Origin of the sequence: Burkholderia sp. AU38729, assembly GCF_020419725.1 — a bacterium.
In the GTDB taxonomy this organism is placed as follows: domain Bacteria; phylum Pseudomonadota; class Gammaproteobacteria; order Burkholderiales; family Burkholderiaceae; genus Burkholderia.
Map to the genome: position 1 here is coordinate 134452 of NZ_JAIZQO010000009.1, position 14376 is coordinate 148827.

Below are 14376 nucleotides of genomic sequence, written 5' to 3' on the forward strand. Positions count from 1 at the left end.
AGCCTCGCATGACGACACCTTTTGCCACTGTTCGCGACCTGCTGCGCTACGCGGTCACGCGCTTCTCGAAAGCGAAGCTCGCGTTCGGCCACGGCTCCGACAACGCATACGACGAAGCGGCCTACCTCGTGCTGCGCACGCTCGACCTGCCGCTCGACACGCTCGAGCCGTTCCTCGACGCACGGCTGCTGCCCGACGAAATCGCGGCCGTGCTCGCGGTGATCGAACGGCGCGCGGCCGACCGCGTACCGGCCGCGTACCTCACGCATGAAGCGTGGATGCACGGCCACCGCTTCTACGTCGACGAACGCGTGATCGTGCCGCGCTCGTTCATCGGCGAACTGCTCGACGACGGGCTGCAGCCGTACGTCGCCGATCCCGAGCAGGTCGGCGCGGTGCTCGAACTGTGCACGGGCTCCGGCTGCCTTGCGATCCTCGCGGCGAGCGCGTTCCCGAACGCCGAGATCGACGCGGTCGACCTGTCCGACAAGGCGCTCGAAGTCGCCGAGATCAACGTACGCGACTACGGCCTCGAAGACCGCGTCGCGCTGCACCGCGGCGACCTCTACGCACCGCTGCCCACGTTCCGCACCGATCCGGGCTCGCGCTACGACGTGATCCTGACGAACCCGCCGTACGTGAACGCGGCGTCGATGGCCGCGCTGCCGCCCGAGTACCGGCACGAGCCGGAGATGGCGCTCGCGGGCGGCGACGACGGGATGGACATCGTGCGACGCATCGTCGCCGAGGCCCATCGCTGGCTGCACGACGACGGCGTGCTCGTCGTCGAGATCGGCAACGAGCGCGAGCACGTCGAAGCCGCGTTCGGCGGCCTCGAGCTCACGTGGCTGCCCACCAGCGCGGGCGACGACGCCGTGTTCCTGATCCAGGCGTCGGACCTGCCCCGCAAGGCCTGAGCCTTCCCGGCTCGCCCACCGTGCGGTGCACCGTTGCGCCGCACGGTTGGGTAAGATGCGCGTAGGCGGCCGCCCGGCCGCGCGACCTCAGGAGTCCGACACGCGCCCATGACCCTCGACTGGCTACATCTCGGCACCCTGATCCTGACCATCCATGTGCTCGGGATCGTCGCGGCGTTCCACGCGATCATGAACACGCGCACGTCGCAAGGCGCGATCGCGTGGGCCGTCTCGCTCGCGGCCATGCCGTACCTGACGCTCATTCCGTACCTGTTCCTCGGCCGCAGCAAGTTTTCCGGCTACGTCGACGCCCGGCGCCACGAGCTGGAAATGTTGCGCATGCACACACCGCGCTCGCCCTGGCTCACCACCGACGCGACCGACGGGCCGGCCGCCGACGCGATCGGCCAGGCCGCGGTGCTCGCGCTCACGCGGCTCGGCGGCATGCCGTTCCTCGGCGGCAATTCGGTGCGCACGCTCGTGAACGGCGACGCGACGTTCTCGGCGATCCTGGCGGCCATCGACGCCGCGCGCGACTACGTGGTGGTGCAGTTCTTCATCGTGCGCGACGATGCGCTCGGCCGGATGCTGCGCGACTCGCTGCTCGCGCGCGCGGCGGCCGGCGTGCGCTGCTGCCTGCTGTACGACAGCATCGGCAGCTTCGACCTCCCGCACAGCTACGTCGACACGTTGCGCCGGGGTGGCGTCGAGGTTCATCCGTTCGCGACCAACCGGAAGTTCGTCAACCGCTTCCAGCTCAACTTCCGCAACCACCGCAAGATCGTCGTCGTCGACGGCAATTGCGCGTTCGTGGGCGGCCACAACGTCGGCGTCGAGTATCTCGGCGCAAAGCCGCGCCTGTCGCCGTGGCGCGACACGCACATCGAGATTCGCGGCCCGGTGGTCGCGAGCATCCAGTACGTGTTCGCCGAAGACTGGCACTGGGCAACGCAGAAGCTGCCGCCGCTCGCGTTGCCCCCGCCCGCGCAGCCCGGCGACAACATGCATTGCCTCGCGGTGCCGATGGGGCCGGCCGACAAGCAGGAGACGGGCTCGCTGTTCTTCGTCGAGGCGATCAATGCCGCGCGCGAGCGGGTCTGGATCACCACGCCGTACCTCGTCCCCGACGAAGCCGTGATCGCCGCGCTGAAGCTCGCCGTGATGCGCGGCGTCGACGTGCGCATCCTGATCCCGAGCCGGCGCGATCATTACGTGGTATTCGAGGCGTCGAAGCTGTACGCGCGCGACCTGGTCGATGCGGGCGTCAAGGTGTTCCGCTACCGGCCCGGCTTCCTGCACCAGAAGGTCGTGCTGATCGACCGCATCGCGGCAGCGATCGGCAGCGCGAACCTCGACAACCGCTCGTTCCGCCTCAATTTCGAGATCATGGTGCTGACCGTCGATCGCACGTTCGCCGACGAAGTCGAGACGATGCTCGATGCCGATTTCGCGCAGGCGTACGAGGTCGATGCGAGCGAATACCGCCAATCGCCCGCCTGGCGGCGCATCGCGATGCACGTCGCGCGGCTGTTCGCCCCGATCCTCTAGCGGCCGGGACGGCGGCGGCGCCCGTGCGATCCGCACCGGCGCCGCGAACGCCGCCGGCAGCCGTCACAGCAGCTTGTCGATATCCGCGGCGATTTCGTCCGGCTTGGTTGACGGCGCGTAGCGCTTGACGATGCGCCCTTCGCGATCGACCAGGAACTTCGTGAAATTCCATTTGATCGCCTTGAGACCGAGAATGCCGGGCGCCTCGTCGGTCAGGTAGCGGTACAGCGGATGCGCATGGTCGCCCTTCACGTCGATCTTCGCGAACATCGGGAACGTGACGCCGTAATTGCGCTCGCAGAACGCACCGATCTGCGTGGCGTCGCCGGGCTCCTGCTTGCCGAACTGGTTGCACGGGAAGCCGAGCACATAGAAGCCGCGCGCCGCGTACTGGTCGTACAGCTTCTGCAGGCCCGCATACTGCGGCGTGAAACCGCACTCGCTCGCGGTGTTGACGATCAGCAGCACCTTGCCGCGATACGCGTCGAGCGAGGCCGGTGCGCCGGCAAGCGTCTCTGCGCTGAACGAATACAGGGTGGACATCGGGCACTCCTTTTATGAAACCGGATCGACGTGGAGTCTAGGCGAAATTGCCCCGTTGCGGCATCCGCCGAACGGCCAATGCCCGGCGCGAACGGCGCGCAGTCTAGAATAGCGGTTTTGGCCAGTCATTTCCGCCGTGATCCGTTTCAATCAGTTCAGCCTTGCGCGCGGCACCAAGCCGCTGTTCGAGTCGACCTCCTTCGTGCTCAATCCCGGCGAGAAAGCCGGCCTGATCGGCGCGAACGGCGCCGGCAAGTCGACCCTGTTCTCGGTCCTGCGCGGCGAGCTGCACTCGGACGGCGGCGATTTCTCGATGCCGCCGTCGTGGCGAATCGCCCATGTGTCGCAGGAAACGCCCGCCGTCGACCGCTCGGCGCTCGACTACACGCTCGACGGCGACGCCGCGCTGCGCGAGATCGAGGCCCGCATTGCCGCCGCGTCCGCCGCGCATGACGGCGCCGCCGAAGCCGACGCGCACGCGGCGTTCGCCGACGCCGACGGCTACACCGCGCCCGCCCGCGCCGAGGCGCTGCTGCTCGGCCTCGGCTTCACGCTCGCGCAGACGCGCGAATCCGTCGCCAGCTTCTCCGGCGGCTGGCGCATGCGCCTGAACCTCGCGCAGGCGCTGATGTGCCGTTCCGACCTGCTGTTGCTCGACGAACCGACGAACCACCTCGACCTCGACGCGATCGTCTGGCTCGAAGACTGGCTGCACCGCTACCCCGGCACGCTCGTCGTGATTTCGCACGACCGCGAATTCCTCGATTCGATCTGCAATGTCACGCTGCATCTGGAAAACCGCCAGGTGAAGCGCTACGGCGGCAACTACTCGCAGTTCGAAGTGCTGCGCGCGCAGCAACTGGCGCTGCAGCAAAGCGCGTACGAAAAGCAGCAGAAGACGATCGAGCACCTGCAGAGCTTCGTCGACCGCTTCAAGGCCAAGGCGACCAAGGCCAAGCAGGCGCAGAGCCGGATGAAGGCGCTCGAAAAGATGGAGCTGATCGCGCCTGCGCACATCGCGTCGCCGTTCACGTTCGAATTCCGCACGCCCGATGCCGCGCCGAACCCGATGATGGTGATGGAAGACGTCCGCTGCGGCTACCACGCCGACGGCGGAGCGGAAATCCCGATCGTCGAACGCGTCGCGCTGTCGATCCAGAACGGCCAGCGCATCGGCCTGCTCGGCGCGAACGGCCAGGGCAAGTCGACGCTGATCAAGACGCTGGCCGGCACGCTCGCGCCGCTGTCGGGGCACGTCCGCGACGGCAAGGGGCTGACGATCGGCTATTTCGCGCAGCACCAGCTCGAAACGCTGCGCGAGGACGATTCGCCGCTCGCGCATCTGGCGCGGCTCGCGCCCGACACGCGCGAGCAGGAGCTGCGCGACTTCCTCGGCGGCTTCAACTTCTCGGGCGACATGGCGACCACCCCGGTCGGGCCGTTTTCGGGCGGTGAAAAGGCACGCCTCGCGCTCGCGCTGATCATCTGGCAGAAGCCGAACCTGCTGCTGCTCGACGAACCGACCAACCACCTCGACCTCGAAACGCGCCATGCGCTGACGATGGCGCTCGCGCAGTTCGAAGGCACGCTGATCCTCGTCTCGCACGACCGCCACCTGCTGCGCGCGACGACCGACCAGTTCATGCTGGTCGCGAAGCACCGGCTGCAGCCGTTCGATGGCGACCTCGACGACTACCGCGACTGGCTGCTGCAGCACGCGGCCGAGCAGCGCGCGGCCGCGAAGGCCGACAGCGCGGCCTCTTCGGGTGCGAGTGCCGCAGCCAACCGCAAGGACCAGAAGCGTCAAGCGGCCGAGGAGCGGCAGCGCCTGTCGGTGCTGAAGAAACCGCTGCAGACGCGCATCACGAAGCTCGAAAAGGAAATGGAGACGCTGCACGCGGAGAAGGCGCGTCTCGACGCATTCGTCGCCGACCCGGCGAGCTACGAAGCCGAGCGCAAGACGGAACTGACCGACGCGATCCGCAAGCTCGGGGACGTCAACACGCGTCTCGAAACGGTCGAGTCCGACTGGCTCGCCGCGCAGGAAGAGCTCGAGCAGATCGGCTGACCGCCGTCGCGGCACGGCCGGCCACTATGCCGATACGCCGGCCCTGCGCGCCGGCTGCCTCTGCGCCCGGCACCCTGGCATCGCGGCGCGGCGAAAGACCATCCGGCCCTCGGGAGGCCCAGATGCGACAAGGCCGGGCGCTCGGGCCCGGCCTGATCATTCACTACCGTCGTCGCACCGTTCTCCGGCTGCTCGCCGCGCTTGCCGGCTCAGCGTCGCGGCAACGTGTCGCGCGGCAGCTGCTCGTCGTCGCCCATCAGGTGCCGGCGCCCTTCGGTCGGCCGCCGGATCGCCGCGGCGACTTCCGCTTCCGTCACGTCCTCGGACACGACCTTGCGCGCCAGGCGCCCCTCGTCGTCGATCCATTCGACGATCCGGCATCCGCCGCCCCAGGGCTGGCGAATCGGCTCCGACACGCGGCAGCCACGCAGGTTGTAAAGGCGTCCGCTCGGCGCTTCCCCGTACGATTTCAACATAGGTTCCCTTCGCATTGCGCGGTTCGACAATCCGGCAAAGGATAGGGAAAAGCGATGTCCGTCGGGTTACATAACCCTACATCTTCTTTACAGCGAATTACGTGACAGATCGCCCGCACGCATGGCCCGGGCGGCTGCCGGGCCGGTCACTCGAGATCGCGCACGCGATCGATCGCCTGTTCGAGCCGATCGACGGCCATCACGTTCAACCCTTCGATCGGCTGCTTCGGCGCATTCGCCTTCGGGATCAGCGCGGACGTGAAACCGAGCTTCGCCGCCTCGCGCAGCCGCTCCTGCCCGCGCGGGGACGGCCGGATCTCGCCCGCCAGCCCGACTTCGCCGAACACGATCAGCCCCTTCGGCAGCGCCTTGTTGCGCATCGACGAATGGATCGCCAGCAGCACCGCCAGGTCGGCGGCCGGCTCGGTGATCTTCACGCCGCCCACGGCATTGAGGAACACGTCCTGGTCGAAGGCCGCGATGCCCGCGTGCCGGTGCAGCACCGCAAGCAGCATCGCGAGCCGGTTCTGCTCGAGGCCGACCGCGAGCCGGCGCGGGTTCGGCACGTGCGCTGTATCGACGAGCGCCTGGATTTCGACGAGCAGCGGGCGCGTGCCCTCCTGCGTGACGAGCACGCACGAGCCGGGCACGACCTGCTCGTGCTGCGACAGAAACAGTGCGGACGGATTGGCCACGCCGCGCAGCCCGCGCTCGGTCATTGCGAACACCCCGAGCTCGTTAACCGCGCCGAAGCGGTTCTTGAACGCGCGCACGAGCCGGAACGACGAATGCGTATCGCCTTCGAAGTACAGCACCGTGTCGACGATGTGCTCGAGCACGCGCGGGCCGGCCAGGTTGCCTTCCTTGGTCACGTGCCCGACCATGATGATCGCGGTGCCCGACTGCTTCGCGATACGCGTGAGCTGCGCCGCGCACTCGCGCACCTGCGCGACCGAGCCCGGCGCCGACGTGAGCGCTTCCGAATAGACGGTCTGGATCGAGTCGATCACGGCCACGTCCGGCCGTTCCGTGTCGATCGCGGCCTGGATCTTCTCGAGCTGGATCTCGGCGAGCAGCTTCAGCTCATCCGCCGGCGCACCGCCGTCGAGCAGCGCAAGCCGTTGCGCGCGCAACGCGATCTGCGCGGCCGATTCCTCGCCGCTGATATAAAGCGCGCGCCGCTCGCTCGCGATGTCCGCGAGCGACTGCAGCAGCAGCGTCGACTTGCCGATGCCCGGATCGCCGCCGATCAGCACGACGCCGCCCGGAACCAGCCCGCCGCCGAGCACGCGATCGAATTCGCCGATGCCGGTCGAGAAGCGCGGCACGTCGGCCGCTTCGATGTCGACGAGACGCTGGACGGGCGCCCGCTTCGCGAGCGACTGGAATCGGTGTGCCGACGGCGATTCGGCGGCCGATTCAACCAGCGTGTTCCAGGCCTGGCACGACGGGCATTGCCCCTGCCACTTCGGGGTCTGTCCGCCGCACTCGCTGCAGACGTATACGGTTTTCTGTTTGGCCACGCGCAACGCCCTTATTCCGCGCGCACGGGCACGCGGCCGGCGACCGCGCACATCAGCTCGTAGCCGATCGTGCCGCAATGGCAGGCGACGTCGTCGATCGGCAGTGCGTTGCCCCACAGCTCGACGCGCGCGCCGACACCGGCCTGCGGGCACGGGGTCAGGTCGACGGTGATCATGTCCATCGATACGCGACCGACGATCCGCGTGCGGATGCCGTCGACGATCACCGGCGTGCCTTCGGGCGCGACCCGCGGATAGCCGTCCGCGTAACCGCACGCGACCACGCCGATCCGCATCGGCGCCTGCGCGGAGAACGTCGAGCCATAGCCGATGGCCTGGCCCTTCCCGATCGTCTGCACCGCGATCAGCTCGGATGCGAGCGTCATCGCGGGCTTCAGCCCGGTATCGGCGATGTCGGACGACAGCCCGGACGGCGACGCGCCGTACAACACGATCCCCGGGCGCACCCAGTCGAAGTGGGTATCCGGATGCCACAGCACGGCAGCGGAGTTCGCGAGGCTGCGCGCGCCGGCAATGCTTTCCGCGCCGCGCTCGAACGTCGCGAGCTGCTCGGCGACGCCGCGCTCGTTGTCCGCATCCGAAAAATGGGTCATCAACGTGATCTGGCCGATGCCGGGGCACGCGCGGGCGCGCTCCCATGCGGCACGGTATTTTTCCGGCAGGTAGCCGAGCCGGTTCATCCCGCTGTTCATCTTGAGCTGCACGTTGACGGGCTTCGACAGCCGCGCCGTTTCCAGCATCCGCATCTGCTCGTCGTTGTGGACAGTCGTCGTCAGGCTGTAGCGGTCGATCACGTCGATGTCGGTCGAGCGGAAGAACCCTTCGAGCAGCAGGATCGGGCCGGCCCAGCCGAGCTCGCGCAGCTTGACGGCCTCGTCGAGGTCGAGCAGCCCGAAGCCGTCGGTGCCGCGCAGGCCGGGAAACACACGCGCGAGACCGTGACCGTACGCGTTGGCCTTGACGACCGCCCAGACCTTGGACGGGCCGGCAAAGCGGCGGACGACGGAGAGATTGTTCGCGAGAGCGGCGGTATGGATGGTGGCGGAGATCGGGCGCGGCATGGGAAATTTACGTAAAGACGCTTGCGAATCATCAGCTTACCGCGCCTTTTGAGCACTGAAGCCGACAATTTGCGGAACGATCGGGGAATCTTGCTAGTCCGAATTGGCGTATTTTCATGTTATAAAGCCGTGCGCACAACCCATTTCGAACGGAATAAGCCGATCGCACACCAGGCGGCCTACGCGGCCCTGCCGCAGCGACGAAAGCATCGCATCAGATGAAAAAAGGTTTTTACACCATCATGGCCGCGCAGTTTTTCTCGTCGCTGGCCGACAATGCGCTCCTCATCGCCGCCATCGCCCTGCTGAAAGACCTCCACGCCCCCAACTGGATGACACCGCTGTTGAAGCTGTTCTTCGTGTTGTCCTATGTGGTGCTGGCGGCCTATGTCGGCGCCTTCGCGGATTCGCGCCCGAAGGGCCGCGTGATGTTCATCACCAACTCGATCAAGGTCGTCGGCTGCATGATCATGCTGTTCGGCGCCCATCCGTTGATCGCGTACGGGATCGTCGGGTTCGGCGCGGCGGCCTACTCGCCCGCGAAATACGGCATCCTCACCGAGCTGCTGCCGGCCGACCGGCTGGTCGCCGCAAACGGCTGGATCGAAGGCACGACCGTCAGCTCGATCATCCTCGGCACCGTGCTGGGCGGTGCGCTGATCAGCCCGCACATCGCGTCGCACGTGATCGCGCACACGCCCGCCTGGATCGGCACGCCCGCCGAGGCGGCGATGGCGATCATCATGGCGATCTACGTGATCGCCGCGCTGTTCAACCTGCGCATCCCCGATACGGGCGCCCGCTACCCGAAGCAGGAACGCGGCCCGGTCAAGCTCCTCACGGATTTCGCCGACTGCTTCATGGTGCTGTGGCGCGACAAGCTCGGCCAGATCTCGCTGGCGGTCACGACGCTGTTCTGGGGCGCGGGCGCGACGCTGCAGTTCATCGTGCTGAAGTGGGCTGAAGTGTCGCTCGGCATGTCGCTGTCGGAAGGCGCGATCCTGCAGGCCGTGGTCGCCGTCGGCGTCGCGGCCGGCGCCATCGCCGCCGCCGCCCGAATCCCGTTGAAGAAGTCGCTGACCGTGCTGCCCGTCGGCATCATCATGGGCATCGCGGTGATGCTGATGGCGTTCTACACGCGCGACCTGTTCCCGTCGCACTGGGCCGTCCACTTCGGCCACCTGCGCATGCCCGTGTACCTGATCATCGCGTACATCTTCCTGATGTGCGTCGGCGCGTTGTCCGGGTACTTCGTCGTTCCGATGAACGCGCTGCTGCAGCATCGCGGCCACGTGCTGCTGTCGGCCGGCCACTCGATCGCGGTGCAGAACTTCAACGAGAACCTGTCGGTGCTCGTGATGCTGTGCCTGTACGCGGTGCTCGTGTGGCTCGACGTGCCGGTCGGCGTCGTGATCGTGCTGTTCGGCACGTTCGTCTGCCTGACGATGTGGCTCGTGATGCGCCGCCATCAGGCGAACCAGCGCCAGTTCGACTCGGTCGCGCTGATCGGCGAATCGCGGCACTGACGCTACACTTCCCGTTTCCGTCCGCCGGCGCCGGTCTTCGAACCGGCGCGTTGCCCTCATGACGCACCCGATACCCAACATCCTGACGATCGCCGGCTCCGATTCGGGCGGCGGTGCAGGCATCCAGGCCGACCTGAAGACCTTTTCCGCGCTCGGCGCGTATGGCGCGAGCGTGATCACCGCGCTGACCGCGCAGAACACGCGCGGCGTGGCGGGTGTGCATGCGCCGGACGCGGCGTTCGTGACCGCGCAACTCGACGCGGTGTTCGGCGACATCCGCATCGACGCGGTCAAGATCGGGATGCTCGCGAACGCGGCGATCGTGCACGCGGTGGCCGACGCGCTGCGCCGTTACGCGCCGCGCTTCGTCGTGCTCGACACGGTGATGATCTCGAAGAGCTCGCACGCGCTGCTCGCACCCGATGCCGTCGACGCGTTGCGCGATGCGCTGCTGCCGCTCGCGACGGTCGTGACGCCGAACCTGCCCGAAGCGGCCGCGCTGCTGAACGATGTGCCCGCCACCACCGAAGACGACATGGTCCGGCAAGGTCAGGCACTGTTACAGACGGGTGCGCGCGCCGTGCTGATGAAGGGCGGCCACCTGCCGGACGTGTCCGCGAGCCCCGACTGGCTCGTGGAAGCGACCCGCACCGTGCGGCTCGACGGCGCACGCGTGCCGGTGAGCAACACGCACGGTACCGGCTGCACGCTGTCGTCGGCGATCGCCGCGCTGCTGCCGCAGCAGCCCGACCTCGAAAGCGCGGTGCGCGAAGCCAAGACCTACCTGACCGGCGCGATCGCCGCGAGCGGCCACCTCGACGTCGGCCACGGCGTCGGCCCCGTCCATCACTTCCACCGCTGGTGGTGAACGCCGGCTGACGCGGCGTCAGTGCTCCTGCGCCGCGAACGCCTGGGCGCGCACCGGCCAGTCGTCCGGCACGACGAAGCCGCGCGCCGTTTCGCGCCACGTGCCGTCACTGCCCTTTTCATGGATGCCGATCAGCGCGGGCGCCTCGCGCGTCATCAATACCGGCGGCAGTTCCAGCGTGGCCGCCAGCGTGTCGGGTTCGAATCCGCTATCGGCGGCAGCCCGTCGCGGCGCTAGCCACGCAAGCCGCGGCAACACGCTCCATGCAACGCCGGCACCCTGCGCGGCCGCCCAGGCCGGCCACTGCGCGTGAGTCAGCCAGAAACCGTGCGGGTGATCCGGCGCGATTTCCGCGGACACCGGCGGCAACGGTGCGCCGTGCGGATAGAACAACCAGCCCTTGATGAACATCTGCGCATCGGACGGCGCACCGTAGCCGAGCCGCGCAAACCCGTCGCGATCGCCGAGCCGCAGCTGATGCTCGAGTAACCGAGTGCGCTTGCGGTCGAACCGGTCGACGAGGTTGGGGCCGACGAAATCGGCAAGCGATGCGCCGGCTTGCACCGGCGCGCACAGGTAGCACTTCACCGCGAGTTCCCAGTGCAGGCGCTGCCCGTCCGGTGCATCGACAAGAAAATCGACTTCGCCGAGCGTCTTGCCGTTGCTGCGCAGCGGCAGATTGGCCGCGACGAGCCGCAGCGACGGCCCGTACGTCAGGAAATACTCGAGCAGGCATTCGGCGTAGCGGCCGAGCCGGGTCGGCCGGAATCCGTCGAGCGCGCGATGCAGCGGCTCGGGCTGCGCATCGAGCGCGGCGAGCCATGCTTCGACGGCCGACTGTCCCGCTGCATCCGGCCACGGGCGCGCCAGCGGCGCGTCCGGCACCGCGGTCAGCAGGCTCGGGCTGGCCAGCAGCCAGCCCAGATCCCGAACCGCGACGTCGTGCAGCGTATCGACGAATGCGCACGCCGCGCCGGTCGTCATTGCCCGGCCGGCCCGTTCGCGTCGCCGCCCTCTGCACGCCGGAACGTGTCGCGCGCGAGGCACAGGTCGGCCCACGCCTTCGACTTGTCCTGCAGGCTGCGCAACAGGTACGCCGGATGGTAGGTCACGATCACCGGCACACCTTCGTACGCATGCACGCGGCCGCGCAGCGACGCAATGCTCGCGTCCGTCTTCAGCAGCGTCTGCGCGGCGAAGCGGCCGAGCGCGACGATCAGCTTCGGCTTCACGAGCGCGACCTGGCGCTGCAGATACGGCTCGCAGCTCGCGACCTCGTCCGGCTCCGGATTGCGGTTGCCGGGCGGCCGGCACTTGATCACGTTCGCGATGTACACGTTGTCGCCGCGCTTGAGCGACAGCGAATGCAGCATGTTGTCGAGCAGCTTGCCGGCCTGGCCGACGAACGGCTCGCCCTGCTTGTCCTCGTTCTCGCCCGGCGCTTCGCCGATCAGCATCCAGTCCGCTTCGCGGTCGCCGACGCCGAACACGGTGTTGGTCCGCTTCTCGCACAGACCGCACAGCGTGCAGTCGGCCACGCGCGCGGCCAGCGCATCCCAGTCGAGCGCGGCAACCGGCGTACCGACGGGACGCGCTTCGGCCATCGGCACGGGATCGCCCGGCGGCGCCGCATCGAACCACGCGAAATCGTCGGGGCCGGCAGGCGGCATGTCGTCCATCGGCGGCATCGTGTCGGCCGACGCGACCGGCGTAACCGGTGCAGGCGCGCGATCGCCGTCGTCGACGCGGCGCGACGGGGCGTCGGCCGGCTCGCGAGCGGGCGAAGCATCGACGCTCCGCGCCGCTGCGGGCGGTGCGTCGTCCTGCACCGGCGTACGCGCGGTCCGCGCAGGCCGCTCGGTCTCGACGGCCGGTGCGGCGTCCACCGCACCGGGTTGCGCGGCAGCGTGCGCTTCGGCTGCCGCGCCCTCGTCCGTGCCTGCATCCGCGCCTTGCCCGCGCCGCACCCAGATCTGCGCGAGGCCCATTTCCTCGAGCGCCGCTTCAGCCCATGCCATGCGCGTCCCCTTCGTCCTTGTTCAGCGTCAGACGCATCACGATCGCGTCCTCCCGGCTGCGATGCTTCGCCGGGTAATAATTCTTGCGCCGGCCGATCGTCAAGAAGCCGAAACGCTCGTACAGATGGATCGCGCGCGGATTGGACGGCCGCACCTCGAGCAGCACGCCATCGAGCCCTTCCGCGCGCGAAATGCGCACGGCCTCGCGCAGCAGCGCCAGGCCCGCGCCCGCGCACTGCGCGGCCGGCGCGACGCACAGGTTCAGCAGGTGCATCTCGTCGACCACGGGCATCAGCACGCAATAGCCGATCAACGAACCCGTCACGTGCCGCAGGCACACGCCCAGATAGCCGTTGCGCAACGAATCCTCGAAATTGCCGCGGCTCCACGGGAATTCGTACGCGACGTGCTCGATCGCGACGACCTCGTCGAGATCGGCATCCGTCATCGGCGCCAGATAGCGGTCGCTCAGCAGTACGCCCGTCATCCCTTCGCTCCGCCCGTCTGCGCGGCCCGTGCCGCGACGCGCTCGGCAGTGGTCTGCGCGACCTTGTCGCGCACGTACTCCGGCGCGGCCTGATCGGCGGGCACCGCGCGGCCGGCGCGGAACGCCCGCAGGGCGGCATGGGCGACCGCCAGCGCGTGCGGCATCGCGTCGCCGTCGATCACGGCCGCGCGCGCCGCAGCCGGCAACTGCGCGCCGAACGCGGCGGCCGCATTGCCCGCAAGCGTGAACGGCACATCGGGCACGCCGACGGCGCCCGGCACGTCGAGCGAAGCCGGATGCAGCGTGCGCCAGTCGCCGGTGCTGTCGTCCCACGCGAAATCCGCCCAGTAGGCTTCATCCATCCGTGCGTCCAGCGCGGCCAGCACGCGGGTCGTGCCAGGCGCGCGCAGCCGCGCGTGCTCGGCGCACGCGAGCAGCGTGCCGATCGGCACGACCGGCAGCCCGCGCCCGAACGCGAGACCCTGGGTGATGCCCGTCGCGGTACGCAGGCCCGTGAACGAGCCGGGGCCTGCGCCGAACGCGATCGCGTCGCAATCGGCGAGTGTCAGTCCCGATTCGGCGAAAAGGTCCTGGATGGCCGGCAGCACGCGCGTGCTCGACACGGCGCCCGTCAGCTCGTGGCGAACCCAGGTTTGCGGGGTGGAAACGGCGTCATCGGCGTGGGCCGAGCGCAGCAGCGCGACCGAGCAGTATTCGGTCGACGTATCGATGGCGAGGAGCACTGTTTGCGTCATGGGCGACATTGTAATGCGGCGCCCCGCCCCCACGGGCGTTCGGGCCCGATCCGTGCGTGTGCGCCGCACCGGGCGGCGGTTTGGAAGGATCGCTCGACCCCGCGCGGCGGTCCGCTTGTTAAGATCGCCCGACCTGAAACCCTTACGGAGACACCCGATGAGCGAACTCACCGCCCAATTCGACCAGGCCCAGATCGACGTCAAGCAACTGACGGAACGTCCGGGCAACCTGACCCTGCTGCGCCTGTACGCACTCTTCAAGCAGGCGACCGACGGCGATGCCCATGGCGACAAGCCGGGCTTCACCGACATCGTCGGCAAATACAAGTACGATGCCTGGGATGCGCTGAAGGGCACGTCGCAGGATGCGGCGAAGCAGCAGTACATCGAACTCGTCGAATCGCTGAAGAACGGCACGGCTTCCTGACCGAATCGCCCCCTGCCGCAATAGGCAATCAAATCAGTGGCGCAGCGCAGCAAATCTCTTTATAATGCTGCCTGCGTCATCTTCCGCGCTCGGCTCGCAAGCCGTTCCGGCCTGACGCCTCGTAGCGTTAAGCTCCAA

General features: G+C 68.2%; 14 protein-coding genes. 6 read left to right on the forward strand and 8 right to left on the reverse strand.

The window, feature by feature from the left end; genetic code table 11:
* The first annotated feature begins 8 nt into the window (after positions 1-8).
* Together prmB and cls are read left to right on the forward strand one after the other, a co-directional pair.
* Positions 9-917, forward strand: coding sequence for a 50S ribosomal protein L3 N(5)-glutamine methyltransferase (gene prmB, locus LGM56_RS23700; protein ID WP_226206907.1), 909 nt, complete (start codon positions 9-11; stop codon positions 915-917).
* Between the two features lie 108 nt (positions 918-1025).
* Positions 1026-2465, forward strand: coding sequence for a cardiolipin synthase (gene cls, locus LGM56_RS23705; RefSeq protein ID WP_226206908.1), 1440 nt, complete (start codon positions 1026-1028; stop codon positions 2463-2465).
* Between the two features lie 63 nt (positions 2466-2528).
* Here cls and LGM56_RS23710 read toward each other — a convergent pair whose 3' ends face one another.
* Positions 2529-3008, reverse strand: coding sequence for a glutathione peroxidase (locus LGM56_RS23710; RefSeq protein ID WP_089425699.1), 480 nt, complete (start codon positions 3006-3008; stop codon positions 2529-2531).
* A 136-nt stretch (positions 3009-3144) separates the two neighbouring features.
* Between LGM56_RS23710 and LGM56_RS23715 the strand changes: the two genes are divergently transcribed.
* Positions 3145-5076 (forward strand): ATP-binding cassette domain-containing protein, encoded by a 1932-nt coding sequence (locus LGM56_RS23715; protein WP_089495112.1) that lies wholly within the window; start codon positions 3145-3147, stop codon positions 5074-5076.
* 209 nt (positions 5077-5285) lie between these two features.
* Here the strand turns inward: LGM56_RS23715 and LGM56_RS23720 are convergent, their stop codons facing one another.
* From LGM56_RS23720 to alr, 3 genes are all read right to left on the reverse strand, one after another.
* Positions 5286-5552 (reverse strand): DUF2866 domain-containing protein, encoded by a 267-nt coding sequence (locus tag LGM56_RS23720; RefSeq protein WP_089495113.1) that lies wholly within the window; start codon positions 5550-5552, stop codon positions 5286-5288.
* 146 nt (positions 5553-5698) lie between these two features.
* Positions 5699-7075 carry a DNA repair protein RadA gene (gene radA / locus LGM56_RS23725; RefSeq protein WP_089456623.1) on the reverse strand — a complete coding sequence of 459 codons (1377 nt, stop codon included), beginning with the start codon at positions 7073-7075 and terminating at the stop codon, positions 5699-5701.
* Between the two features lie 11 nt (positions 7076-7086).
* Positions 7087-8157: an alanine racemase gene (gene alr / locus LGM56_RS23730; protein WP_226206909.1), complete on the reverse strand. Its 1071-nt coding sequence runs from the start codon at positions 8155-8157 to the stop codon at positions 7087-7089.
* A 218-nt stretch (positions 8158-8375) separates the two neighbouring features.
* Here alr and lplT point away from each other — a divergent pair, with 218 nt between their 5' ends.
* Both lplT and thiD read left to right on the forward strand, forming a co-directional pair.
* Positions 8376-9683: a lysophospholipid transporter LplT gene (gene lplT, locus LGM56_RS23735; RefSeq protein ID WP_089440452.1), complete on the forward strand. Its 1308-nt coding sequence runs from the start codon at positions 8376-8378 to the stop codon at positions 9681-9683.
* Positions 9684-9741: 58 nt separating this feature from the next.
* Complete coding sequence (thiD, locus tag LGM56_RS23740; protein WP_226206910.1) at positions 9742-10551, forward strand: bifunctional hydroxymethylpyrimidine kinase/phosphomethylpyrimidine kinase; 810 nt, start codon at positions 9742-9744, stop codon at positions 10549-10551.
* An 18-nt stretch (positions 10552-10569) separates the two neighbouring features.
* Here thiD and LGM56_RS23745 read toward each other — a convergent pair whose 3' ends face one another.
* From LGM56_RS23745 to tsaB, 4 genes are read right to left on the reverse strand one after another with little or no spacing between them, the layout of a single operon-like run.
* Entirely contained in the window at positions 10570-11535 is a 966-nt protein-coding gene (locus LGM56_RS23745) for a DUF1853 family protein (protein WP_226206911.1), read from the reverse strand.
* Positions 11532-12569: a uracil-DNA glycosylase gene (locus tag LGM56_RS23750; RefSeq protein ID WP_226206912.1), complete on the reverse strand. Its 1038-nt coding sequence runs from the start codon at positions 12567-12569 to the stop codon at positions 11532-11534. The genes LGM56_RS23745 and LGM56_RS23750 overlap by 4 nt, the downstream gene beginning before the upstream one ends.
* Positions 12556-13056, reverse strand: coding sequence for a ribosomal protein S18-alanine N-acetyltransferase (gene rimI / locus LGM56_RS23755; RefSeq protein WP_089425705.1), 501 nt, complete (start codon positions 13054-13056; stop codon positions 12556-12558). The genes LGM56_RS23750 and rimI overlap by 14 nt, the downstream gene beginning before the upstream one ends.
* Positions 13053-13820, reverse strand: a complete 768-nt coding sequence (gene tsaB / locus LGM56_RS23760) for a tRNA (adenosine(37)-N6)-threonylcarbamoyltransferase complex dimerization subunit type 1 TsaB (RefSeq protein ID WP_226206913.1) — start codon at positions 13818-13820, stop codon at positions 13053-13055. Before tsaB ends, rimI begins: the two co-directional genes overlap by 4 nt.
* A gap of 148 nt (positions 13821-13968) precedes the next feature.
* On the opposite strand from tsaB, the gene LGM56_RS23765 reads away from it, so the two are divergent.
* Positions 13969-14238, forward strand: coding sequence for an acyl-CoA-binding protein (locus LGM56_RS23765; RefSeq protein WP_011352486.1), 270 nt, complete (start codon positions 13969-13971; stop codon positions 14236-14238).
* Positions 14239-14376 lie beyond the last annotated feature (138 nt).